23 protein-coding genes are annotated in these 23,867 nt (G+C 70.1%); 7 read left to right on the forward strand and 16 right to left on the reverse strand.

What is annotated here, in order from left to right:
• Positions 1-131 precede the first annotated feature (131 nt).
• Positions 132-794, forward strand: coding sequence for a UdgX family uracil-DNA binding protein (locus WT24_RS03210; protein WP_059794583.1), 663 nt, complete (start codon positions 132-134; stop codon positions 792-794).
• Entirely contained in the window at positions 791-2,083 is a 1,293-nt protein-coding gene (locus tag WT24_RS03215) for an NRAMP family divalent metal transporter (RefSeq protein ID WP_060031208.1), read from the forward strand. Before WT24_RS03210 ends, WT24_RS03215 begins: the two co-directional genes overlap by 4 nt.
• 94 nt (positions 2,084-2,177) lie before the next feature.
• Here WT24_RS03215 and WT24_RS03220 read toward each other — a convergent pair whose 3' ends face one another.
• From WT24_RS03220 to WT24_RS03250, 7 genes are all read right to left on the reverse strand, one after another.
• Entirely contained in the window at positions 2,178-2,789 is a 612-nt protein-coding gene (locus WT24_RS03220) for a DUF892 family protein (RefSeq protein ID WP_060031210.1), read from the reverse strand.
• Positions 2,790-2,848: 59 nt separating this feature from the next.
• Positions 2,849-3,463, reverse strand: coding sequence for a DUF4142 domain-containing protein (locus WT24_RS03225; protein ID WP_059794151.1), 615 nt, complete (start codon positions 3,461-3,463; stop codon positions 2,849-2,851).
• Between the two features lie 34 nt (positions 3,464-3,497).
• A complete protein-coding gene (locus WT24_RS03230) occupies positions 3,498-4,355 on the reverse strand; it encodes an SDR family oxidoreductase (RefSeq protein WP_059502862.1) in 858 nt (285 codons plus the stop codon).
• Between the two features lie 127 nt (positions 4,356-4,482).
• Complete coding sequence (locus tag WT24_RS03235; protein ID WP_059502864.1) at positions 4,483-5,049, reverse strand: hypothetical protein; 567 nt, start codon at positions 5,047-5,049, stop codon at positions 4,483-4,485.
• 61 nt (positions 5,050-5,110) lie between these two features.
• Positions 5,111-5,410 carry a DUF2795 domain-containing protein gene (locus WT24_RS03240; RefSeq protein WP_059502866.1) on the reverse strand — a complete coding sequence of 100 codons (300 nt, stop codon included), beginning with the start codon at positions 5,408-5,410 and terminating at the stop codon, positions 5,111-5,113.
• 29 nt (positions 5,411-5,439) lie between these two features.
• Complete coding sequence (locus tag WT24_RS03245; protein ID WP_060031212.1) at positions 5,440-6,468, reverse strand: SDR family oxidoreductase; 1,029 nt, start codon at positions 6,466-6,468, stop codon at positions 5,440-5,442.
• Positions 6,469-6,495: 27 nt separating this feature from the next.
• Positions 6,496-6,900 (reverse strand): BON domain-containing protein, encoded by a 405-nt coding sequence (locus tag WT24_RS03250; protein ID WP_060031215.1) that lies wholly within the window; start codon positions 6,898-6,900, stop codon positions 6,496-6,498.
• 244 nt (positions 6,901-7,144) lie between these two features.
• On the opposite strand from WT24_RS03250, the gene WT24_RS03255 reads away from it, so the two are divergent.
• Both WT24_RS03255 and WT24_RS03260 read left to right on the forward strand, forming a co-directional pair.
• On the forward strand, positions 7,145-8,464 hold the full coding sequence (locus WT24_RS03255) for a glycosyltransferase family 1 protein (protein WP_059503029.1): 1,320 nt from the start codon (positions 7,145-7,147) through the stop codon (positions 8,462-8,464).
• Complete coding sequence (locus WT24_RS03260; protein WP_059502871.1) at positions 8,464-9,510, forward strand: UDP-glucuronic acid decarboxylase family protein; 1,047 nt, start codon at positions 8,464-8,466, stop codon at positions 9,508-9,510. The genes WT24_RS03255 and WT24_RS03260 overlap by 1 nt, the downstream gene beginning before the upstream one ends.
• Before the next feature lie 22 nt (positions 9,511-9,532).
• On the opposite strand, the gene WT24_RS03265 is transcribed toward WT24_RS03260, so the two are convergent.
• Complete coding sequence (locus tag WT24_RS03265) at positions 9,533-11,839, reverse strand: ATP-binding protein (RefSeq protein ID WP_060031218.1); 2,307 nt, start codon at positions 11,837-11,839, stop codon at positions 9,533-9,535.
• Between the two features lie 119 nt (positions 11,840-11,958).
• Between WT24_RS03265 and WT24_RS03270 the strand changes: the two genes are divergently transcribed.
• Positions 11,959-12,654, forward strand: coding sequence for a PIG-L family deacetylase (locus WT24_RS03270; RefSeq protein ID WP_060031263.1), 696 nt, complete (start codon positions 11,959-11,961; stop codon positions 12,652-12,654).
• Complete coding sequence (locus WT24_RS03275; protein ID WP_060031221.1) at positions 12,633-13,556, forward strand: glycosyltransferase family 2 protein; 924 nt, start codon at positions 12,633-12,635, stop codon at positions 13,554-13,556. Before WT24_RS03270 ends, WT24_RS03275 begins: the two co-directional genes overlap by 22 nt.
• Before the next feature lie 29 nt (positions 13,557-13,585).
• Here WT24_RS03275 and WT24_RS03280 read toward each other — a convergent pair whose 3' ends face one another.
• On the reverse strand, positions 13,586-14,953 hold the full coding sequence (locus WT24_RS03280; protein ID WP_059502877.1) for a sigma-54 dependent transcriptional regulator: 1,368 nt from the start codon (positions 14,951-14,953) through the stop codon (positions 13,586-13,588).
• 344 nt (positions 14,954-15,297) lie between these two features.
• On the opposite strand from WT24_RS03280, the gene WT24_RS03285 reads away from it, so the two are divergent.
• Positions 15,298-16,335 carry a sigma-54-dependent Fis family transcriptional regulator gene (locus WT24_RS03285; protein ID WP_059502878.1) on the forward strand — a complete coding sequence of 346 codons (1,038 nt, stop codon included), beginning with the start codon at positions 15,298-15,300 and terminating at the stop codon, positions 16,333-16,335.
• 57 nt (positions 16,336-16,392) lie between these two features.
• Here the strand turns inward: WT24_RS03285 and WT24_RS03290 are convergent, their stop codons facing one another.
• From WT24_RS03290 to WT24_RS03320, 7 genes are read right to left on the reverse strand one after another with little or no spacing between them, the layout of a single operon-like run.
• Positions 16,393-17,343, reverse strand: coding sequence for a glycosyltransferase family 4 protein (locus tag WT24_RS03290; protein ID WP_059502880.1), 951 nt, complete (start codon positions 17,341-17,343; stop codon positions 16,393-16,395).
• Positions 17,333-18,421, reverse strand: a complete 1,089-nt coding sequence (locus WT24_RS03295) for a glycosyltransferase family 9 protein (RefSeq protein ID WP_060031224.1) — start codon at positions 18,419-18,421, stop codon at positions 17,333-17,335. The genes WT24_RS03290 and WT24_RS03295 overlap by 11 nt, the downstream gene beginning before the upstream one ends.
• Positions 18,418-19,419 (reverse strand): glycosyltransferase family 2 protein, encoded by a 1,002-nt coding sequence (locus WT24_RS03300; RefSeq protein ID WP_060031227.1) that lies wholly within the window; start codon positions 19,417-19,419, stop codon positions 18,418-18,420. The genes WT24_RS03295 and WT24_RS03300 overlap by 4 nt, the downstream gene beginning before the upstream one ends.
• The gene (locus WT24_RS03305) at positions 19,416-21,161 is read right to left on the reverse strand and encodes a carbamoyltransferase C-terminal domain-containing protein (protein ID WP_060031230.1); all 1,746 of its coding nucleotides are present in this window, start codon (positions 21,159-21,161) and stop codon (positions 19,416-19,418) included. The genes WT24_RS03300 and WT24_RS03305 overlap by 4 nt, the downstream gene beginning before the upstream one ends.
• A 3-nt stretch (positions 21,162-21,164) precedes the next feature.
• Complete coding sequence (locus WT24_RS03310) at positions 21,165-22,367, reverse strand: glycosyltransferase family 9 protein (protein ID WP_060031233.1); 1,203 nt, start codon at positions 22,365-22,367, stop codon at positions 21,165-21,167.
• Positions 22,364-22,975 carry an HAD-IIIA family hydrolase gene (locus WT24_RS03315; RefSeq protein WP_059502890.1) on the reverse strand — a complete coding sequence of 204 codons (612 nt, stop codon included), beginning with the start codon at positions 22,973-22,975 and terminating at the stop codon, positions 22,364-22,366. Before WT24_RS03315 ends, WT24_RS03310 begins: the two co-directional genes overlap by 4 nt.
• Positions 22,966-23,715, reverse strand: a complete 750-nt coding sequence (locus WT24_RS03320) for an SDR family oxidoreductase (RefSeq protein WP_059503032.1) — start codon at positions 23,713-23,715, stop codon at positions 22,966-22,968. Before WT24_RS03320 ends, WT24_RS03315 begins: the two co-directional genes overlap by 10 nt.
• Positions 23,716-23,867 lie beyond the last annotated feature (152 nt).

Genomic DNA, 23,867 nt, shown 5'->3' on the forward strand with positions numbered 1-23,867 from the left:
GAGTCCTTCATGCGTGCGATGCGGCATCAATCGTCCCGTTTGCGTCCCTCTGCGCGTGCGACCATGCGATTGCCGAAGTGTTCCGCCCGATCGCCGCGCGCCGCTGCGTCGGCCTGCACCGGAGGCGCCGCATGACCCGCAAGGCGCCCGACGCTCCGACACCGCCGCCCGACGACGAGGCCCCGCGCACGCTCGACGCGTGCCGCCGCTGCGCGCTGTGGGAACACGCGACGCAGCCGGTGCCGGGCGCCGGGCCCCTCGATGCGACGATCATGCTGGTCGGCGAGCAGCCGGGCGACCAGGAGGATCGCGCGGGCATGCCGTTCGTCGGTGCAGCCGGCCGCATGCTGGACCGCGCGCTCGACGAAGCCGGAATCGAACGCTCGCACGTCTATCTGACGAACGCGGTCAAGCACTTCAAATGGGAACCGCGCGGCAAGCGGCGGCTGCACAAGACGCCCGCGCAGCGCGAAGTGGCCGCGTGCCGCTACTGGCTCGAACGCGAGCTGGCAGCCGTACAGCCGCGCGTGGTGGTCGCGCTCGGCGCGACGGCGTTGCGCGCGGTCCTGCAGGACAACGACGCGACGCTCGAGCGCACGCGCGCGCCGGTGCGCACCGACGACGGCCGGCTCGTCGTCGCCACCTATCATCCGTCGTACGTGCTGCGCACGCGCGGCGCCGATTCCCGCGAACATGCGTACCGCACACTGGTCGACGCGTTGCGCACCGCGTCGCGCCTCGCGCGCGAGCGACGCGGCGGCGGCGCTCGCCCGTCGCACGGGGACGCCGGATGAGCGGACTGGGCGATGGCGCGCGGGCGGCCGCCGAGACGCCGCCGCCCGCCGCGAAACCGTGGTATCGGCGGCTCGGCCCCGGCCTGCTCGCGGGCGCGTCGGACGCCGATCCGAGCAACGTCGCCGTCTACGCGCAGGCCGGCAGCCAGTTCGGTTTCAACATGCTGTGGATGATCGTCGTCACGCTGCCGATGATGGTCGCCGTGCAGCTGGCGGCGGCGTTCATCGGGCGACGCAATCGCGAAGGCCTCGTGGCCGGCATCCGCGAACGGTTTTCCGATCGCGTCGCGAAGACGCTGATCGTGATGGTCGTGATCGTCAACGTCGTGAACGTCGGCGCCGATCTGGCGGCGATGGGCGATGCGACGGCGCTCGTCGTCGGCGGCCGCAGCTACTGGTATGCACCGCTCTACGGGATCGCATCGCTGGCGTTGCAGGTGATGCTGTCGTACGAACGCTATGCGCGTTGGCTGAAATGGATGACGCTCGGCCTGATCGCGTACGTGCTCGAACTCGGCTTCGTGCACGTCGACTGGGGCGGCGTGCTGCATGCGATCGTGCTGCCGCAGATCGCGTTCACGCATGCGTATGCGACCACCGCGGTCGCCGTGCTCGGCACGACGCTGAGCCCGTATCTATTCGTGTGGCAGGCCGCGCTCGAAGTCGAGCAAACCACGGCCGAGCAACGGGACGGCGAACGCGACACGCGCCGCGAGACCGAGCAGCGCGTCACGGTCGATACGTGGACCGGCATGATCGTCACCAACGCGGTGTCGTTCTGCATCATGGTGATCGGCGCGGCCGTCTTCTTCGCGCGCGGCCGGCACGACATCGGCAGCACCGCGCAGGCCGCCGAGGCGCTGCGGCCGATCGCCGGCGAAGCCGCGTTCCTGGTGTTCGCGTTCGGCATCGTCGGCTGCGGGCTGCTCGCGATTCCCGCGTTCGCAGGCAGCGCCGCCTACGGTTGCGCGGAAGCCTGGCGGTTCCGCGAAGGGTTGAACGAGCCCGTGCGGCGCGCGCCCGCGTTCTACACGGTGCTGGCGCTGTGCGTGATCGTCGGCATCGCGATCTGCTTCAGCCCGATCGACCCGATCCGGGCGTTGTACTGGAGCGCCGTGCTCAACGGCGTCGCGGCGGTGCCGATGCTCGTGCTCGTGATGCTGCTGTCGGGCAAGCGCGATGCGGCCGGCCAGCCCGGAAGCGGCCCGGTATCGAAACTGTTCGGCTGGGTGGCGGTCGCATTGATGGCGGCGGCGGTGGTGACGATGCTCGTCGACATGCTGACGTGAAGGACCGACACGATCCACCGAAGTCGGTTGCGTACGCAACCTTCATGGCCGGCGGGCGGGCGCCGCGCCGAGCGCGACGCCGCCCGCCCGGTCGTTACATCATCTTGCCGCGCGAGCGCTCGGCACGTGCCGCATCGGCGGCGGATTCCACCTTCCTCACTTCCTCCGGCGGCGGCAGCACCGCCTTGAAGCCCATCGACTCGATCCACATCTCGCGCGCCCAGCCACGCGTGTGATACAGATGATGATCCTCGTCGGCCTCCACCTCGTCGTGCGCGGCCTTCAGCGCCTTCGCGGCGTCACTGTCGGGCAACTGGTCGGCCGCGTAGCCGATCAGCTCCCAGTTCAGGTGATCCTTGGTTTCGGCCAGCACCACGCACTCGGCTGCCACCACCTGCGCGACGGCCGGGTCGGCCTGCTTCTTCGCCTGCTGGATCACCTGCACCAGCGACTTGCCGGTGGCGGCCACCGCGGCGCTCCCCGGCGATTGCGCATCGGGATCGAGGCCGAGCGTTTCGAATACCTTGCGCAGCACCTCCTGGTGATGCAGCGTCTCGCGGTGGTACTTCTCCCATTCCTTGTGCAGATCCTCGTCGGTCGCGCACTGCAGCGCGGCCTCGTAGATCTGCGCACCGCCAAGCTCGGTCTCGTATGCCTGGCAGAGCAGTTCGAGGATGCCTTCGTGCTTCGATTGCCGTTGGGCCATGACTGCTTCTCCGAAAAAGCGGGCCGCACGTGCGGCCCGAGGGTGGAACCGGGCGCGCGTTATTGCGAGCCCACCTTGCGTGCAACCGTCTCTGCCATGCTCAGGTGATGCCTGAGCGTCGGCAGCGTGGACTTGGCGAACGCGCGCAGTTGCGCGTCCTTGCCGTCGCGCGCTTCGTCTTCGAACAACGCGACTGCCTTCTTGTGTGCATCGGGGCCGGCCGCCGCCAGATACGCGGTGTCGAAGTCGTGCCCGCTCTTGCCGCGCAGCGCCTCCACGTCGGGATCCGAGATCGGGTCGACCTGCGGCTTCATGCCCTTGCGCGAGGCGATTTCCTCGAGCTTCGCATTCGCCTTGCCGTGATCCGCGACCATCCGTTTCGCGAACGCGCGCACGTCCGCCGACTGCGCCTGCTTCAGCGCGAGCTGGCTTGCCTGCACTTCCGCCTTGCCGGCCATCGCGGCCTTGTCGACGAACTCCGCGTCGGTGCCCTTCGGCGCTTTCGCGATGCCGGGATCGCCCGCGGCGCCCGCGCCCGACGACGGATTGATCACGCCGCCCGGCACATGCGAATTCGACGCGGGCGGCTCGCTCGGCATCTGCGCGCGGGCGAGGCCCGACACGGCGAGCACGCCGGCGGCGAGCGCGGCGATCGTCCAGTTGGGTTGTCTCATCTGCTTTCTCCTTGTAGTTGCGTGAGGGCGGCCGTCAGCCGCCGACGATCGAGCCGCCATTCGGATGCAGCGTCTGCCCGGTCATGTAGCTCGCGCCGTCCGACGCGAGCAGCACGTAGCAGTCGATCAGTTCGTCCGGCTGCCCCGGTCGCTTGAGCGGCACGTTCGAGCCGAATTTCGCGACCTGTTCGGGCGTGAACGTCGACGGAATCAGCGGCGTCCAGATCGGCCCCGGCGCGACCGCGTTCACGCGGATGTCGCGTTCGGCCAGCTCGATCGACAACGACCGCGTGAACGCGACGATCGCGCCCTTGGTCGCCGAGTAGTCGGGGAGTTTCGGGCTGCCGTGATAGGCGGTGACCGACGCCGTGTTGACGATGCGTCCGCCCGGCTTCAAGTGCGGCAGCGCGGCCTGCGTGCAGAAGAACATCCCGTACACGTTCGTGCGGAACGTGCGTTCGAGCTGTTCCTCGGACACGTCCTCGATGCCCGGCTGCGGATGCTGCTCGCCCGCGTTGTTCACGAGCACGTCGAGGCGGCCGAGCCGCTCGACCGTGCGCGCCACCGCGTCGCGCGCCTGCCGGCGATCGCCGACGTCGCATGCGATCGCCTCGCAGCGCCGGCCGGCCTGCTCGATCAGTTGCTTCGTATGCGCGGCGTCGTCGGATTCCTTCAGGTAGACGATCGCGACGTCCGCGCCTTCCTTCGCGAAGCCGATCGCCACGGCGCGGCCGATCCCGCTGTCGCCGCCCGTCACCAGCGCGACCTTGCCGGCGAGCTTGCCGCTGCCGACGTAGTCGGCCGCTTCGTCGCGCGGCTTCGGATGCATGTCGCGCTCGGTGCCCGGCCGATGCGCCTGTTTCTGCGGCGGCGGGGTCTGTGCGTGGGTCATGGGTTCCTCCTTGAACGAATGCCGACGATGCCGCGCAAGCGGCGTGCCGCGCGCGCCGCACGCCGGCCTGCACGCGTCGACCGTGTTTCGACGGTGGGCGTTGCAAGCGTCTGGAAAAAGGGCATCTTCAGCGCGGGCCGCCGGACGCGGCTTCATCGGGCCGGCGCACCGGATCGAAATCGCGCCATTCGCCGTCCTGCCAGTCGCCTTCGACACGCTCGATCGACTTCGCGCCGGTCGCGCGCAGCACGTCTTCCGCGGCCGTCGCGGTATCGGGCGTCACGCGCGCGGCGAGGATCACGCCGGTCTGGCTCTGCGCGAGCGTGCCCTTGCCTTCGGCCTGCTCGCCGCGCATCCGCCCGAGCGCGCCGCCGAATGCGCCGAGATACGCGCCGGCCAGCGCGCCCGCAGCCGGCACGAACCAGTAGCGCAAGCCGAGCGCATACACGATCAATCCGACGACGACGCCGATCAGCAAGCCGCGAATCGCGCCGACCATCGCGCCGCGGCCGCCCGGCTTCGCCGCCGTATCGGCATACACGTCGCCGCCGATCGGGAAGCGCGCGTGCTGGCCGCCGGGGTTCAGGAAGAAGATCGACACGTCATCGGGCCCGAACGCGCGCTCGTAAAGGTGACGCGCCCCACCTTCCGCTTCATCGAACGTCGTGAAACGGCCTGCGACGATCATCGCCATGGTCGTGCTCCTCGTGATGGGTGCGCCGCGCGCTCGCGCACGCGGCGCGACGGGGCGACGCCTACATCAGCCGCCCGAGTTCCTTCGATACCGACGCCGGCGTGTCGTACTCGCGCTCGGGAATCTTGCGCAGCATGTCGAGCACCTCGCGGTCGGCATGCGAGCGCTCCGCGCACTGCACGACGTCCGACTTGCTGGCCGGGTAGTCCATCCCCTTCAGCGCCTTCTGCACGTCGACCGGGCTCGGCGGTTTGCCGTGCCCCGTCTGGTGCCCGCCCTTGTCGTGGTCCTGCTGCGTGCGCTCGCCTTCGTGCGCACGCGAGTGGCTGTATTCGTGGCCCGTATGTTGTCGGGATGTCATGAAAGCCTCCTTGGAAAATCTCAACGAAATCACGCGGACGACCGGCGTGCCCGCGCGAACGCGGCAAACGCCAGCGCCGCCGCGCCCAGCGCGACCGCGCCGGCAACCTTCGGCCGCTGCACCACCGTGTTGTACGCACAGCTGCGCAGCACCGGCCCTTCCATGCCCTCGCGCTCGTGCAGCGCGTGGCGCGAGTCGTACAGCGCGTTGTCGTCGCGCGGCCGCGCGGGGCGCACCGTGCGCTGGCCGCGCGAGAACAGCGTGGCCGCGACGCGATCGAACAGGCGCGGCGCGTGGTACGCGCTCGCCGACGTGAACTTCGCGGCGCCGCCGACGAACAGCGTGCGGCGCGGGTGCGCGGCCGCGAACAGGATCGCGTTGGCCACCAGGTCGGGGTCGTAGATCGGCGGCGGCAGCTTCGCCTCGACGTTCATGTAGTTCTTCGCGTGCATCACGAACATCGTGTCGATCGCGGCCGGCTTGATCAGCGTGACGGACACCGGCAGGTGATCCGCTTCCATCTCGAGCCGCAGCGAATCGGTGAAGCCTTTCACCGCGTGCTTCGACGCGACGTATGCGCTTTGCAGCGGCACGGGCGCGTCGGACGCCTCGCTGCCCATGTTGATGATCGCGCCGCCGTGGAAATCGCTCTTGCGCCGGAAATGGTCGGCCGCGACGAGCGAGCCGTGTACGACGCCCCAGTAGTTGGTGTCGAACAGCCGGCGCTGATCCTCGAGCGGCACCGCGGCCGCCGTGCCGAAGATCGACACGCCCGCATTGTTGACCCAGGTGTCGAAGCCGCCGTACGTGTCGGCCGCCGCCGCGGCCGCGCGCTGCAGATCCTCGATATTGCCGACGTCGCCGGCCACCGGCACCGCAAGGCCGCCGTGCTGGCGGATTTCCTCGCACAGCGTGTTCAGCGCTTCCTCGTTGCGCGCGAACAGCACGAGCTTCACGCCGCGCCGTGCCGCCTTGCGCGCGGTGACGAGACCGATGCCGCTGGTCGCGCCGGTGATCACGATCGTCTGTTCGCCGACCGGTTTGAGCATGCAGTTCATCGCTGGACTCCTGTGACGGCCGCGCGGTTATTTGGGTCGGATGGTCAACTGGTCGCGCACGGTCTGCACGCCGTCCACCTGCTTCACGACGCTGACGGCCTGCGTGCGCTGCTGCTCGTCGGGCACGCTGCCGGTGAGCGTCACGGTGCCGTGCCGCGTCTTCACGTGGATGTCGCCGGCCGACAGGCCGTTCGTGCCGACGAGCTCGGCCTTCGCCTTGGTCGTGATCGTCGCGTCGCGGATCTTCGTGCCGGTGCTCGAATGCGACGACGACGTCGACGACGATGCGGCGCCGTCGTCACCGGCGGCGACCGCGTTCGGCGCGACGACCATGCACGCGGTGGCCGCGGCGATCGCGACCGCCATGCCGGTGCGCACCGCACGCTGGCGGCGGATGTGCGGGGAGCGGGCTTGCAGCTGGAATACCTTCATCGTGACCTCCTTTTCATCGGGCCGGGCGGGCCGGCGGGTGAGCAGAGGTCGCGCAAATCGCGTGCCGCGACGCGTGCGCCGCTTGCCCGCGGGAAACCGCGATCAGACGCCCTTTCATCCAACGCGTTGTAATTTTTTCGGCACACCGGGAAGCGGTTTTCCCCGCAATCCGGCGGGCATGCCGATTGCCGAGCGACCGATGACGGCGGCCCATGAGCGCGGCCCCGATATCGGGAGCAATACCATGCAAAGAATCGCGTTGATCAGTGAACATGCATCGCCGCTGGGCGTGATCGGCGGCGTCGATGCCGGCGGTCAGAACATCTATGTCGCGAACGTCGCGAAGCAGCTCGCGGAGCGCGGCCTCGACGTCGACGTCTACACGCGCTGCGACAACCCGCATTTGCCGGAAGTCGTGCCGATCGGCCCGCACATGCGCGTGATTCACGTGCCGGCCGGGCCGCCGGCCGACGTGCCCAAGGAGCGGCTGTTGCCGTACATGGGCGCATTCGCGAAATACATGATCGCGCGCATGCGGCGCGAGCCCGACCCGGTCGACGTGATGCACGCGAACTTCTTCATGTCGGGCGACGCGGCGCTGCGCGTGAAAAAAGCGCTCGGCATCCCGCTCGTCACGACGTTCCATGCGCTCGGCCGCGTGCGGCGGCTGCACCAGGGCACGGCCGACGGCTTCCCCGATGCGCGCTTCGCGATCGAGGACACGCTCGCCCGCCGCTCGGACCGCCTGATCGCCGAATGTCCTCAGGATGCGCTCGATCTGACGACCCACTATCGCGCCGACACCGCGCGCATCGAGATCGTGCCGTGCGGCTTCGACGAGCGCGAATTCCGGCCGGTGCCGCGCGTCGATGCGCGCGCGCGGCTGGGCTGGCCGCAGGACGCGTTCGTCGTGCTGCAACTGGGCCGCTTGGTGCCGCGCAAGGGCATCGATACCGTGATCGACGCGCTCGCGCGCATGCCGCGCGATCCGCAGCGGCCGACGCACCTGTACGTCGTCGGCGGCAGCCAGGCGACGCCCGACCCCGCACGCGACCCGGAACTCGCGCGGCTCGCCGCGTTCGCGCACGAACTCGGGATCGCGAACCGCGTGACCTTCGTCGGCCGGCGCGATCGCGACGCGCTGCACCTGTACTACAGCGCGGCCGACGTGTTCGTGACGACGCCGTGGTACGAGCCGTTCGGCATCACGCCGGTCGAGGCGATGGCGTGCGCGGCGGCGGTGATCGGCAGCGACGTCGGCGGCATCCGCACGACGGTCGACGACGGCACCACCGGCTATCTCGTGCCGCCGCGCGACCCGGCCGCGCTGGCCGCGCGCCTCGTGCAACTGCGCGCGAAGCCCGAGCTGTGCGCGGCGCTCGGCCGCGCCGGCTACCTGCGCGCGCATCGCTTCTACACCTGGCAAGGCGTAGCCGACCGGCTCGTCGACATCTATCGCGACGTCGCCCACGCGCAGCGCGCCGGCACGTCGGCCGGCACCGGCCGGCGCACGCCCGTCGGCACCACGACGGCCATGCTCGCACACCGCAAGGAGAATACGTAATGAAGGGCTACGATCGAAAACGCGTCCTCGTCACCGGCGGCGCCGGCTTCCTGGGTTCGCATCTGTGCGAGCGGCTCGTGACGGCCGGCCACGACGTGCTGTGCGTCGACAATTTCTACACGGGCACGAAGGACAACATCGCGCACCTGCTCGATGCGCCGAACTTCGAGCTGATGCGCCACGACGTGACGTTTCCGCTCTACGTCGAAGTCGACGAGATCTACAACCTCGCGTGCCCGGCGTCGCCCGTTCACTACCAGCGCGACCCCGTGCAGACGACGAAGACCAGCGTGCACGGCGCGATCAACCTGCTCGGCCTCGCGAAACGCGTGAAGGCGCGCATCCTGCAGGCATCGACGAGCGAGGTGTACGGCGACCCCGACGTCCATCCGCAGGACGAGCACTATTGCGGCCGCGTCAATCCGACCGGCATCCGCGCGTGCTACGACGAAGGCAAGCGCTGCGCGGAAACGCTGTTCGCGGACTATCACCGCCAGTACGGCGTCGACGTGCGCATCGCGCGGATCTTCAATACGTACGGCCCGCGCATGCACCCGGCCGACGGGCGCGTGGTGTCGAACTTCGTCACGCAGGCGCTCGCGGAACAGCCGCTGACCGTCTACGGCGACGGCAAGCAGACGCGCTCGTTCTGCTATGTGGACGACATGGTCGATGCGTTGATCCGGCTGATGGACGAACCGGGCGATGCGAGCGAGCCGGTCAATCTCGGCAGCGACGTCGAAATCGCGATGATCGACGTCGCGCGGGAAGTCGTGCGGATCGTCGGCGCGACGGTGCCGATCGAGTTCCGGCCGCTGCCGTCCGACGATCCGCGCCAGCGGCGGCCGAATCTGGCCGCCGCGCAGAAGCGGCTCGGCTGGCGCGCGACGACGACGCTCGCGAACGGGCTCGCGCACACCGCGCGATACTTCATTCAACGCCAGGTCACGCACCACACGCCCGGCGACCTCGTGCGCAGCACGCGCATCGCGTCGCATCTGCTCGCCCAGGTCCACACGCAGAACCGGCCGGCGCCGACCACCTGACGCGGCCGGTGCGCGACGCGCGTCAGCCGTCGCGCTTCGTCACGTGTGCGATCTTGTGCGCCAGTTCGCGCACGTCGACCGGCTTGCACAGGTAGCCGTCGAAGCCGGCCTCCAGCGCGCGGCGTTCGTCGGCGAGGCCCGCGTGCGCGGTGACGGCCAGCACGCGCACGTCGGGCGGGCCGCCGTCACCGTTCATCGTGCCGCGCCGCAACGCGTCCAGCAGCCAGAAGCCGTCGCCGTTGGGCATCGCGAGATCGGACAGCACGACCGTCGGCCGCATGTCGGCCGCCATCGCGAGCGCCTCGCGCCCCGACGACGCGATCGCGACGGCCGCGCCGAATGTGGTCAGCGCGGCCGTGAGGCTCGCACGCGTGGTCGGATCGTCGTCGACGATCAGGATGCGTTGCGTATCGAGCACGAGCGCGTCGCGACGGCTGCCCGCCTGCACGATCCCCCACGCCATCGCGCCGGCCGGCTGCCACCCGGCCGGCAGCGTCACAGTGAACGTCGTGCCGCGATCGCGGCCCGCGCTCGCGACGGTCACCCGGCCGCCATGCAACTGTGCGATGTGCCGCACGATCGACAGGCCGAGGCCGAGCCCCCGCCGCGGCGATGCGGGCGAATCGTCCGCACGGCGGAACATGTCGAACACGTACGGGACGAACTCCGGCGCGACACCCTGCCCCGTATCGGCGACGGTCAGCACCGCATGCGCGTCGTCGCGCGCGAGCCCGACCGTCACGCTGCCGCCGGCCGGCGTGAATTTCAGCGCATTCGAAATGAGGTTCGACAGCATCTGCCGCAACCGCTCGGCGTCGCCCGACACGATGCACGCGGACGCGTCGCAGTCGAATTCGAGCATGATGCCGGCCGACGATGCGGCGGTCTGGAACGTGCCGACCTGGTCGGAGAACAGCCGGACGATGTCGACCGGCGTCGTGTCGAGCCGCAGCTTGCCGGTCGCGAGCGACGACGCATCGAGGATGTCGCCGACCATCCGCGTGAGCGAACGCGCGCTGCGGTCGATCGCGTCGATCGCCTGATGCTGCAGCGCGTGGTCGCCGGTATTGCGCAGCACCTCGATCCACCCGTAGATCACGTTCAGCGGCGTACGCAATTCGTGCGATACCGTGGCCAGCAACTCGTCCTTCAGCCGGTTCGACGTGTCGGCCTGCTCGCGCGCATGGCGCGCGCCCTGCAACGAGCGCTGCGCCCGCAGCTCGTGGCGGCGCTGCGCGCCGGTTTCTCGCAGCGTCAGCGACAGCGCGACGCAGGCCCGCGCGTCGCCCTGCACCGGACATGCCGATACCGTCGCCCGAAAACGCCGGCCGTCGCGCCGCACGCACAGCAGTTCGAGCGGCCCGACCGGCTCGCGCATCGTGTCGAACGATTTGGCGAGCGGATGGAGCCGCAACCAGCGCGGCGCGATCAGCGTGTCGAACCGGCGGCCGCGCGCATCGGCCTCGTCGTATCCGAAGATCCGCTGCGCGGTCGGGTTCCAGCTCGCGATGTGGCCGCTGGCGTCGATCCCGACGATCGCGTCCGGCGATGCATCGACGACCGCACGCTGCAGCCGCGATGCGTCGACGCGCGCGCGGTCCGCGCCGGCATCGCGCAGCATCAGCACCGCGCCGCCGAGATTGCCGTCCGCATCGCCAAGCGGCGACGCGACCGCGACGATCGGCACCGGATCGCCGTTGCCGGTCTGCAGCCAGTGCCGGTCGGACGTCGCCTCGGCGCCGCCGAGCGCACGATCGAGCGGCGTGGTCGGCACGCGGCGGCCTTCGTGGTCGACGATCCGCAGCACGTCGCGCACCGGCCGCCCCATTGCGTCGTCCGGCCGGCAGCCGACGAGTTCGGCCGCGGCCGCGTTGAGATAGGTGACCCGGCCCATCGTATCGGCCGCGATCACGCCGTGCGGCAGCGCGCCCAGCACGGCTTCGAGCTGCCGGCGTGCAGCCGCCTCGCGTCGGCTTGCGCGAGCGTTCGTCACGCGCGTGTGATGCAGCATCGACGCGATCGCGCACACCAGCGCGCCGATCAGCATGAACGTGCCGAGCTGCACGAGCCGCTCGGGCAGCGGCGCCGTATAGGCGGCCGGATCGGACAGGAACAGCGTCCACACGAGCAGCCCGCTGACCACGGTCGACACGATGCCGAACAGGAACGATGTCGCCCACGCGGCGCCGGCGAGCAGCGGGTAATACAGCACGAACGGCAAATTCACGCCGCCGAACCGGATCGCGAGCGTCTGCAGCACGGTCGCGATCGCGACCAGCATCACGGCCGTTGCGTAATTTCCGGCCTGCGGCCGTGCAATTTCGGTCATTGAACACGCTCCTGCGGGAACAGTCGGCAGCGGGCGCCGTGCGCGCCGCCGGCGGGCACGGCGCATGCTGGCCGATCGGCACCGGCGGCCCGGCCGCTCACGATGGAGATCCTCACGCCATGCCCGACCCGACACGCTGGCTCGTCGTCTCGCCGCATCTCGACGATGCCGTCTTCAGTTGCGGGCAACTGCTCGCGCAGGCGCCCGGCTCGATCGTCGTCACCGTATTCGCGGGGATCCCGCCGCGCGGCATGCCCGCGCCGCCGTGGGATCGCCGCGCAGGGTTTCACGACGCCGACGAAGCGGTGCGCGCGCGCCGCGACGAAGACCGCCGCGCGCTCGCACTGCTCGACGCACGCCCCGTGTGGCTCGACTTCCTCGACGACCAGTACGGCATCCCGGCCACGTCGACCGCGATCGCGGCACACGTGGCCGCGACGATCGACGCGCACCCGGGCTTCGGCGTGCTCGCGCCGGCCGGCCTGTTCCACCGCGATCACCTGCAGGTGCAGGAGGCCATGCTGTCGCTGCTGCGCGAAGACGATCCGTCGCGCATCTGGCGCTTCTACGAGGACGTGCCGTATCGCCGCATCGACGGGCTGATGGCGAGGCGCGTGATCGGCTGGCGCGAGCGCGGCTGGATCGCGCATCCGGTCGCGCCGCCGGCCGGCGGCGACACGAAAGGCGCCACCGCGAAAGCCGCCGCCGTCGATACATATGCAAGCCAGGTAACGCTGTTCGAACCTCATATGCGCGCCGCTCTCCACGAACCCGAAATGACCTGGCGGCTCGAATGCGACGTCACGTCCGCGTAACGCCCGCGCGCGTCGCGCTGCCGCCGGGCGAGCCGCGCATGACCGCCATCGTGCTGACCTGCCGGCGCGCCGCCGAACTCGCGCGCACGCTCGAACATCTTTCCGCGCTGCCCGACCGGCCGGCGATCGTCGTCGTCGACAACGCGGCGGACGCCGAGACGGCCGCGCTGATCCGCGAGCGCTTCGCGCATGTCGCGCTCGTGCATGCGCCGGGCAACCTCGGCGCAGCCGGCCGCAATCTCGGCGTCGCCGTGGCGCGCACGCGCCATGTCGGGTTCTGCGACGACGACACGTGGTGGGCGCCCGGTTCGATCGCCGAAGCCGCGAACCTGCTCGACGCGTATCCGCACGTCGCGGCCGTCACCGCGCGCGTGCTCGTCGGCCCCGACCGGCGCGAGGACCCGACCTGCCGGCTGATGGCCGACAGCCCGCTGGACGCGCCCGTCGCGCTGCCGGGCCGCCCGATCCTCGGGCTGCTGGCCGGTGCGACCGCGTTCCGGCGCGACGCGTTCGTGCGCGCGGGCGGCTACCATCCGCGCTACTTTCTCGGCGGCGAGGAAGCGCTGCTCGCGCTCGATCTGTCTCGCGCCGGCCACTGGCTCGTGTATGCGCCCCACCTGACGGTCCATCACTACCCGTCGGCGCAGCGCGACCGGCCCACGCGCGCGCGCACCGCCGCCCGCAACGCGGTATGGACGGCGTGGCTCAGATGGCCGGCCGCGGCCGCGTGGCTGCACACGATGCGCATGCTGCCGCTGCTGCGCCGCGAACGGGCGATCGTGCGCACGTTCGCTGGCCTGCCGTGGATCCTGCGCGAACGCCGCGCCATTCCGCCGCACGTCGAACGCATGCGCCGCCGGCTCGAGCGCGACGCGCACCGCGGAGCCGAAACGGGACGATGAGCGGGAACATGAGCGCGATCGGGGCCACATCAGGAATCCGGTTTTTCCGTTTCGTCTTCCAGTTGCGCGAGCCGGTTGTAGATCGTCTTCAGGCTGACGTCGAGCACCTCGGCCGCCTGCGCCTTCACGCCGCCGCACTGCGCGATCGTGCCGAGGATCAGCTTGCGGTCGACCTCCTCGAGCGGCGTGCCGAACGGCACCGTCACGCGATCTTCATGCGAATCGACCATGCTGGACAGCTCGTCCATGATCGGCGGAGGCAGCGTCTCGATCACGTCGGCATCGGTGAAGATGCTCGCGCGCTGCACGAAGTTGCGCAACTCGCGCACGTTGCCGGGCCATTCGTAGCTCTTCAGCGCTTCGCGGGCAGCGGGCGCGAAGCGCAGGTTGCGGCCGCTTTCCTCGTTGTAGCGCTGCAGGAACGCGTCGGCGAGCATCGGGATGTCGTCGCCGCGTTCGCGCAGCGACGGCAGCGGAATCGGAAACACGTTGATCCGGTGGAACAGGTCCGGCCGCAGCTTGCCTTCCGCCATCGCCGCCTCCGGGTCGCGGTTCGTCGCGGCGACGATGCGCACGTCGACGTCGATCTCGCGCGTCGAGCCGAGCCGCGTGACGCGCCCGGTCTCCAGCACGCGCAGCAGCTTGACCTGCGATTCGACCGGCATCTCGGTGATTTCGTCGAGAAACAGCGTGCCGCCGTCCGCACGTTCGAAAAAGCCCTTGTGCTGGCGTTCCGCGCCGGTGAAGCTGCCGCGATCGTGGCCGAACATCTCGCTCTCGACGAGATTCGCGGCGATCGCGCCGCAGTTCACCGCGAGGAACGGGCCGCGGCGGCGCAGGCTGAGGTCGTGCACGGTCTGCGCGGCGAGCTCCTTGCCGGTGCCCGATTCGCCGGTGAGCAGCACCGACGCTTCGGTGCGCGCGACGCGGCCGATCGCATCGTAGACGGCCTGCATCGCCGGCGAGCTGCCGAGCATGCGGCCGAACCGGCCGAGCCGCTGCAACTCCGAGCGCAGCTCCGCGATTTCCTCGTGCAGCGCGGTCGTGCGCGGCACGCGCGCGAAGATGCTGTTCAGCCGCTGCATGTTGAGCGGCTTCACCAGATAGTCGGTCGCGCCGCGCCGCAACGCGTCGATCGCGGTTTCGAGGCTCGCGTGGCCGGTGGTCAACACCATTTCGCAATGCCCGCGCTTGGGCAATGCGTCGAACAGATCCATCCCGTTGCCGTCGGGCAGCACGAGGTCGCACAGCACGAGATCGGGGGTATGCGTCGAGACGAGCGTGCGCGCTTCTTCAAGCGTCGCGGCCGTATCGCACGAAAGCTGCTGCGTGCGTGCGAGCGTGGCCAGCATCGTTCGCGTATCGGCGTCGTCTTCGACGATCAGGACGTAAGGCATCGAGGCTCCTTTTGATGCGGCCCGGCGCATAGGTGGGCCGGCACCGCGACACGTGCAGCGTCATGCACGTCAGCGGGCACACGACGCATCTTCAACGCTGCACACGATCGGGCAGACAGGCGGTCCTGCACTGAAAACGAGTGCTTAGCAGTATAGAAGAACGGTGTCGTGCATTCGCCGTTCATCGAATAAATCTATCTGCCGGCGCCAGCCGCATTGCCAGATTCAATGTCGACGAATCGGTATAAAAGGTATCCTGCATACGTGAAAGACGACGTGTGCCACGTCGTTTTTTACCTGATCACGACACCTTCGGTCAAAACTTCCCAACTCGGTCATACTCCATGTCGAAATCCGACGATGACGGCACGCGACTGTTCGGGCGTTCGCGAACAATTCAGGATTTGCTGCTGAAAGTGTCGCGCGTCGCCGCCACCCGCGTGAGTGTGCTGGTGGTCGGCGAAAGCGGGGCGGGCAAGGATATCGTCGCCCGGCTCATTCACGACATGAGCCCGCGCCGGCGCGGGCCGTTCGTGCCCGTCAACTGCGGCGCGATTCCGAAGGACATCGCGGAGTCGCACTTGTTCGGTCACGAAAAAGGCAGCTTCACGGGCGCCGTCGCGCAACATGTGGGCATGTTCGAGGCCGCGCGCGGCGGCACGCTGTTTCTCGACGAGATCGCCGAGATGCCCGCCGAGTTGCAGGTCAAGCTGCTGCGCACGCTCGAAACCAACACGATCGTGCGCGTGGGCGGCCACGAGCCGATTCCGCTCGACGTGCGGATCGTCGCGGCCACCCACCACGATCCGGTCGAGGCACTGCGCAGCGGCCGGCTGCGCGAAGACCTGTTCTACCGGATCGCGCCGGTCGCGCTGCACGTGCCCGCGCTCAGGCAGCGCGAGGACGACGTCGGCGACATCGCGCTGCAGATCGTCGAACGGCTGAACGCGCGGCACCGCACGAGGAAGCGCCTGTCGACGCAGGCGATGAAGGCGCTGCGCGCGTACACGTGGCCCGGCAACGTGCGCGAACTGCGCAACGCGCTGGAGCGCGCGTTCATCCTCGCCGACGAGCAGATCGAACTGCAGTTGCCGCGCCGCCAGCCGCCGCGCGAGGAAGTACGCCACAACGCGATGACGCTGCATATCGGCACGACGCTCGCGCACACGCAGCAGCGCTTCATCGTCGCGTCGCTGCGTCATTTCAACGGCGACAAGCCGCGCACCGCGAAGGCGCTCGGCATCAGCCTGAAAACGCTGTACAACCGCCTCGCGTTGCTGCCCGAAAGCGAACGCAATGCGGCCAGCGGCAGCGCGCCGGCGGCGCCAGGCGCCGCAAACGGCGGCAGCCCGCCCACTTCGCCGCCCGCGACGACGCAATGAAGACGGCGGGTGACGCCGCCTTCGTCACGTCGCCCTCGCCACGTCGCCTTCGCCACGTCACGCCGTCACGTCGCGCAGTGCGGCGTCCCAGTCGCGCGCGAAGCGCTCGATGCCGAATCGCTCGCAGGCGTCACGCCTGGCCGCCGCGCCCCACTCGCGCGCCAGTTCCTGATCGCGAATCAGCATCCGCATCGCGTCGATCAGCACGGCCGGCCGCGTATCGGCCACGCCGTTGCTGCCGGTCTTCACGAGTTGCGCCATCTCGGTCGTCGCGAGCGCGACGATCGGCAGCCCGATCATCATCGCCTCGATCACCGCGAGCCCGAGGCTCGTGTAGCGAATCGGATTGAAGAAGAACCGGTAGTGCGACAGGAATTGCGGCAGCGCCGGGTTCGGCACTTCGCCGATCCCGCCGAGTTCGGTCGAGCCCATCCCGACCAGATCGATCGGCACGCTGTGCCGCACCACCTCGAACAGGTCCGCGCCGAGGCGCCGGCCGCGGCGCGCGAGGTTGTTCACCACGGCCACGCCCTTCGGCAGCGTACCGTGATACTCGACGCCTTCCGGCAGCAGCACGCCGTGCTCGATCACGCGTGTCGGCGTCACGCCGTTGTCCCACATCAGCGCGTTGAACGGCGTCACGTGCACCAACAACACGTTCGGGTCCTGCACCGGATGCAGCGTGTCGGTCGGATGCTCGCGCGGCGGATCGTGCTCGACGAACAGCGTCGGCAGCGCGCGCTGCGCTTCGCTCAGCAGCCGCAGGCGGTCGTTCCGGTAATGATTCACGTGCTGGTACAGCACGCAGTCGAATGCGGTGTCGCGCACGCACTCGGCCGGCACCTCGTGCACGTTGTCGCCCCACGGCAGGTGCCCGACGCGGCCCGCATAGCCGGGCGGATGCTGCGGCTTCGTCACGATGTAGAAATCGTGCGGCGCCTGCGACAGGTAATACAGGTAGTTGCCATGCACGTGCCAGGTCAGCACGCGCAACCGCTTACGTGACATGACGTCTCTCCTCGGCGAGCAGCTCGCCCGCCCGATCGATCACTTCGCCGACGCCGATCGCCGTCGCGCATTCGTGCCCGTACGGACACGTATCGAACATGCACGGCCGGCACGCCGGGTAGTTCGCGAGCACGCGATGGCGTTCGGCGTCGAGCGGCGCCCAGCGGGCCGTATCGCTGCCGCATGCGACGACGATGCTCGGCGTGCCGAGCGCCGCCGCGACGTGCGACACGCCCGTGTCGTTGCACAGCAGCAGCCGCGCGCGGGCGATCAGCGCGGCGAGCGCGCCGAGCGGCGTGCGGCCGCACAGGTTCACGCACGGCCGCCCGAGGTGCTCGGCGAACGCGCTCGCCAGCACCAGTTCCGCGCGCGTGCCGGTCAGCACGATCTGCCAGCCGTCGTCGGCGAGCTGCCGCGCAGCGAGCGCGAAGCGCTCGACCGGCCAGCGCCGCGATGGCATCCGCGCGCCGGGATGGACGATCACGTAGCGGCCGGGATCGAGCGCGTGTTCGTCGCAGAGCACGTGCCACAGCGCGTAGTCGAGCCCGCCGAGCGGGAATTCGAGGTAGTCGCCCCAGTCCGCGTAACCGAGCTTGCGCGTGAGCGCCAGATAGCGCGCCACTTCCGGTTCGTCGTCGCGCCACACGAGCGTGCAGTCGAGCGCGGCCGTGCCGCCGTCGGCCGGCACGAAGCCGGCCGTGCGCGTCGCGCCGAGCGACGCGACGATCGCATTCGTGTGCGCGCCGCTGCCGTGCAGCTGGATCGCGAGGTCGAAGTCGCGCGAGCGGCATTCGGCGATGAACGCCTCGCGCGTGGCCGCGTCGGGTTCGGGCTGTTCGGCGAGCCCCGCCGCGCCGGGGAAGGCGATGAAACCGTCGATGTAGTCCGAAAAGCGCGACGCGAACTCGCGCGCCCACGGCAGGCCGATCAACGTGATGCGCGCATCCGGTTCGCCGCGCCGCAGCGCACGCAGCGCGGGCACCGCGCACAGCATGTCGCCGAGCTGCAGCGCGCGGAACACCGCGATCCGCTTGGGGCCGCGCGGGCCGTCGGAATCGACGCTGGGATCGAGCTTCATAGGAAGAGCACCCGGAAGTGAAGCGCGCCGCGCATGCGCCAGTACAGCGACACGGGCGGAATCGCGATGGACGTGACGATCATTTCGGCCACATGCGACGGCGTGAGCTGCGTGCCGCGCAACCGTTTCGCGCAGAACCCCGCGGTAATCGCGGCCCACACCACTGCGCACGCGATGGCCGGCGCCGGCCAGCCGGCCGCGAGGCAGCCGAGCGCGCCGAGCGCGGCGAGCACGGCCGCGTAGTAATGCCACGGCGGCATCGGCCGGATATGACGCCGGTAAGTCGCGCGATGCTTCTTGTACAGCAGCGCATCGAAATACACCTTCGACTGCGCGCCGATGCTCGATCCCCAGCGCGCGGGACGCACCGGATGCACGATGCGCGCGGCGTCGGCCTCGACGATCGGCCCCGCATGCTCGCGCAGAGCGAACATCAGGTCGGCGTCCTCGCGCCACGCGCGCGTGAAGCGCTCGTCGAAGCCGCCGACGCGTTCGAGCGCCGCGCGCCGCACGAAGCAGTTCGCGGTCGCGAATTCCGCATGCGCGAGCCCCGCCGCATCGCGCTCGTAGTCGGTCGGGCACGGCCGCAGCGGCACGTCGATCCGGCCGGCCGCGGCCGCCGCAGACGGTTCGGCCAGCAGCGCGGCCGCGCCGTGGCGCAGCCAGGTCGGATCGGGAATCGTGTCGTCGTCGGTGAACGCGATCAGCGCGCCGCACGCGCTGCGCCAGCCGACGTTGCGCGCGCCGGCCGGGCCCTGCGTGTCGGGTGCGGTCATGTAGCGGATCGCCGGCACGTCGGTTACGCGTGTGCGGCACGCATCGACGACGGCGCGCGCACTCCCGGCCGGATCGTCGTCCACGACGACGATCTCGTAGGTGGTCGGATCGAACACCTGCACGCACAGCGCGTCGAGGCAGCGTGCGAGCAGGTCGGGCCGCCGGTAGGTGGGCACGACGACCGACACGACCGGCGGCAGTTGCGTGTCGCGCGCGTTCATCTGGGTTTCTCCAGCAGGAACGGCCCGATCACGAGCGCATCGAGCGGCGACGTCCAGAAGCATTCGATCGCGTCGCGCGGCGAGCACACGATCGGTTCACCGCGCGTGTTGAACGACGTGTTGACGAGCACCGGCACGCCGGTGAGCGCGTCGAACTCGGTCAGCAACGCATGCAGCAGCGGGTGCTGCGTTTCGTCGACGGTCTGCACGCGCGCGGTGCCGTCGATGTGGCGCACCGCCGGAATTCTCTCGGCGCGCTCGGGCACGACGTCGTACACGAACAGCATGAACGGCGCGCGCAGCGGCGTACGCCGGCCGCCGCTGAACCAGTGATGCGCACGGTCTTCGAGCACGACCGGCGCGACCGGCCGGAAATCCTCGCGATCCTTGATCCGGTTCAGCTTGCGCTGCATGTCCGGGTCGATCGGCGACGCGAGGATCGACCGTGCGCCGAGCGCGCGCGGGCCGAATTCCATGCGCCCCTGGAACCAGCCGATCACGCGGTTCGCCGCGAGCAGCGCGGCCGTCTGCGCGGCGACGTCGGCGAGCCGCCGGTACGGCAGCTGCGCTTCCTTCAGGAACGCCTCGATCGCGTCGTCGTCGTAGGCCGGCCCGAGATACGCATGATCCATCCGCCAGTCGCCGCGCTCGCCGCGCATCCGGAAGTCGGCCCACAGCGCGGCGCCGAGCGCCGTGCCCGCGTCGCCGGCGGCCGGCTGCACCCACACGTCGTCGAACGGGCCGCGATCGCGAATCTTCGCGTTCATCACGCAGTTCAGCGCGACGCCGCCCGCCATCGCGAGCTGCCGCTCGCCGGTTTCGGCGGCCAGCCAGTCGACCGCCTGCAGCGTCGTCTCCTCGAGCACCAGTTGCAACGCATGCGCGATGTCGCAGTGATGCGGCTCGATCGGGCCGCCGCGTTCGCGCGGCGGGCCGAATTGCGCGGCCAGATCGCCGTCGACCACGTCATAGCGCCCTTCGCCGCGATACCGCACCAGCTTGCGCATCTCGTCGGCGAACACCGGCTTGCCGTACGACGCGAGCGCCATCACCTTGTATTCGTCGGACGAGTGCAGGAAGCCGAGATAGCGGGTCACGCGCTCGTACAGCAGCCCGAGCGAATGCGGCAGGTTGACCTGCCCGACCCGCCGGTACGAGCGGCCGTCGAACACGCCGTAGCTCGTCGTCGCGCGCTCGCCGCGCCCGTCCATCGTCATCACCGCGCAGCGTTCGAACGGCGCCGCGAGAAACGCGCTCGCCTCGTGCGCGAGATGGTGCTCGATGAAATGCCAGCGGAACGGCCCGTCGTGCGTGACGCCGCGAAAGCGCCGCTGCAGATGATGCGGCGCGCCGCCCGCGAGCTGGCGCGGCGCGTTGACGATCGACGACAGGAACAGCGGATGCCAAGGCGACGCGCCGTCGTCGCGCGGCGCATGCGCGGACGGCGACAGCGGCAGGGTCAGCGCCGGCTCCGTGCCTTCGCGGTCGAGTTCGAGCCACGGGTCGTACGAATACGCGACGTGGTCCACGTCCGCGAGCGTGATGCCGGCTTCCGCGAGGCAATAGTCGATCGCGTGGAAGGGCAGCTCCCAGGTCGAGAACGGCACCGGGCGCTTCGCGTGCTTCACGTGCGTGAAGCGTTCGTCCTCGGCCGCCGCGATCACGACGCCGTCGCGCACGATGCACGCGGCGCTGTCGTGAAAAGCGGCGTTGATGCCGAGCGTATGGATCGGGTCAGGCATGCGTCAGTTCCTCGTGATGACGTGCGCGAACGGAAGCACGTTCGATGCGTGCGCCGCGACCGGCTCGCTGCCGGGCGCAGCGGCCCGCGCGGCCAAGCGTTGCGCATGGCGCGCGCGACCGTGCAGCAGCGCGTGCACGGCGGCGACCACGTCGTCGACGCTCACGCCGCGCAGGCACGGATGCCCGGGCTGGTTGCACACGCTGCGGTAGCAGTTGCGGCACGGCACGTCGACGTTCAGCACACGGTGCGGCACACGCCACGGCGTGTGCTGCGGATTGGTCAGTGCGTACAGGTCGACCACCGGCGTGCCGAGCGCGGCCGCGAGATGCACGGGGCCGCTGTTGTTCGACAGCAGCAGGTCGGCCGTCTCGATCAGCGCGCCGAGTTCGCCGAGCGGCAGCACGCCGGCGAGCGGCACGGCGCGCGGCCCGGCGCGTTCGCACACCGCGTCGATCAGCTCGCGTTCGCCCGCGCTGCCCGTCACCGCGATGCCGTCGAACAGCGGCGCGACCGCGGCGGCGGCTTCGCCGAAACGCTCGGCCGGCCAGCGCCGCGACGCCGCGCTCGCGCCCGGATGGACGACCAGCCAGCGCGCGCGCCGCGCATCCGGCCCGCGTGCGCCGCCGACGCGTTGCAACGCGGCCTGCAAGCGCGCGTGCACCGCGCGCCGCGCCGCGTCGCCCGGGTCGAACGCCATCCGCCAGTCCGACGTCGTCGCGCCGACGGTGCGCACCAGCGCGAGCTGACGCGCGACCTCGTGGCGCACGTGCGATTCCGGCTCGGTCTCCGGCACGCGGTCGGTCAGCAGTTCGTACGGGTTCTCGCGGCAATGCGCGAGCCGCAGCGGAATGCCGGCGAGCCAGCACATCATCGCGGCGGGCAACGGATTCTGGCTGTAGACGGTGAAGATCACGGCCGCGTCGAAGCGGCCCGCCAGCAGCCGGTCGATCATGTCGAGATCGGCCACCGGATCGCCGCGCACGTCGGGATGCTTGACCCACGGCGCATCGTAGCGCCACACGTCGTCGACCATCGGCAGATGCCTGGCGAGCGCGGCGCCCGTGCGCGACGTCAGCAGCGTCAGCCGGCGGTCGGCGCCGCTTTCCTTCAGCGCGCGCAGGGCGGGCGTCGTCATCAGCACGTCGCCCATGCTGTCGAGCCGCACGCACAGGATGCGGCGGGCGCGGCTCCAGGCCATGTTCATCGCCGCACTCCCGAGCCGTGCCGGCGCACGGCTTCGCGCACGACGATGTCGGCGGCCAGGTCGACGCGGTCGACGACGTGGAGCGGCGTGCGCGCGGCGTTGACGCGCCACTCCGTCTCGTGACCGCAGTCGACCAGGATCGTGCCGCAGCGTGCGGCGCGGCCGGCCTCGACGTCGTCGAGGATGTCGCCGATCATCCAGCTCCATTCGGGCACGGCGCCGAGCGCCGCCAGCGCGCGCCGCAGCATGCCGGGGCGCGGCTTGCGGCAGATGCAGTCGCAGGTGTAGCGCGGCACGCTGCCCCGCGGGTGATGGGGGCAGTAAAAAAAATCCGCCAGCGTCGCACCATTCGCTTCGAACAGTTCGGCGAGACGCTGGCGGACCGCGCCAAGCTCGTTTTCGGTAAAGCGGCCGAGCGCGACGCCCGACTGGTTCGACACGACCGCCAGCGGCATGCCGGTCGCGCCGAGCGTGCGCAGCGCGCGCGCTGCGCCCGGCGCGAGGCGCATCCGGGCGGGATCGACGTTGTACGGCACGTCGTCGAGCAGCGTGCCGTCCTTGTCGAGCAGCACCGCGCCGGGCAGCCGCCGTTCGCGCTTCAGGGCCATGACGTCTCCTTCATCGGCAGCACCATCAGTTCCGGCACGACCGTGCCCGGCGGCTGGGTCAGCACGAAACGCACGGCGGCCGCGACGTGCTCCGGCGGCTGCAGCGTGTCCTCGTCGATGTCCGGAAAACGGTCGAGCAGGAACGGCGTGCGCATCCCGCCCGCGACGATCGCCGACACGCGCACCCCGCTCGGCCGCAGTTCGGCATGCAGCGCGTGCGACAGGCCGAGCAACCCCCACTTCGTCGCGTGATACGCGGATGCGTTCGGCCACGCCCGCTTCGACGCGGTCGACGCGATGTTGACGATATGCCCGTCGCCGCGCGCCTTCATCATCGGCACGGCCGCGTGACACATCAGGTACGGGCCGAACAGGTTCGTCATCAGCACCTGCTGCCACGCGTCGACGCTCACGTCGTCGATCGGCGCGGTCACGTCGATCGCCGCGTTGTTGACGATCACGTCGAGCTCGCCGAGCGACTCGCGCGCATCGTGCACGACCTGCAGCACCGACGCTTCGTCGCGCACGTCGAGCGGCCGGCCCACCGCCTGCCCGCCGTGCCGTTCGAGCCGCTGCGCGACGGCCGCCGCGCGATCGCCGTCGAGATCGGCGACCACCACGTGCGCGCCATGGCGCGCAAGCTCTTCGCAAATGGCTTCACCGAGACCGCGGCCGCCCCCGGTCACGAGGGCGGTCCGGCCGGCGAGCGGCGGTCTGGCTGGATCGTGAGTCGCGTTCACCTGCACCTCCTGTCGATGTCGGAAAAGCAATCCGGCTGACGGCGACGCTTGTCGCGACAACCGTCCGTGGAGGAGATACAGCGAAAACCGTGCCGGCTCGCGCGCGCCCGCGCCGCATCGGGCCGTGCCGCACGCTCGCTGGCTTTTTTATA

Source organism: Burkholderia sp. MSMB1078WGS (assembly GCF_001528895.1).
In the GTDB taxonomy this organism is placed as follows: domain Bacteria; phylum Pseudomonadota; class Gammaproteobacteria; order Burkholderiales; family Burkholderiaceae; genus Burkholderia.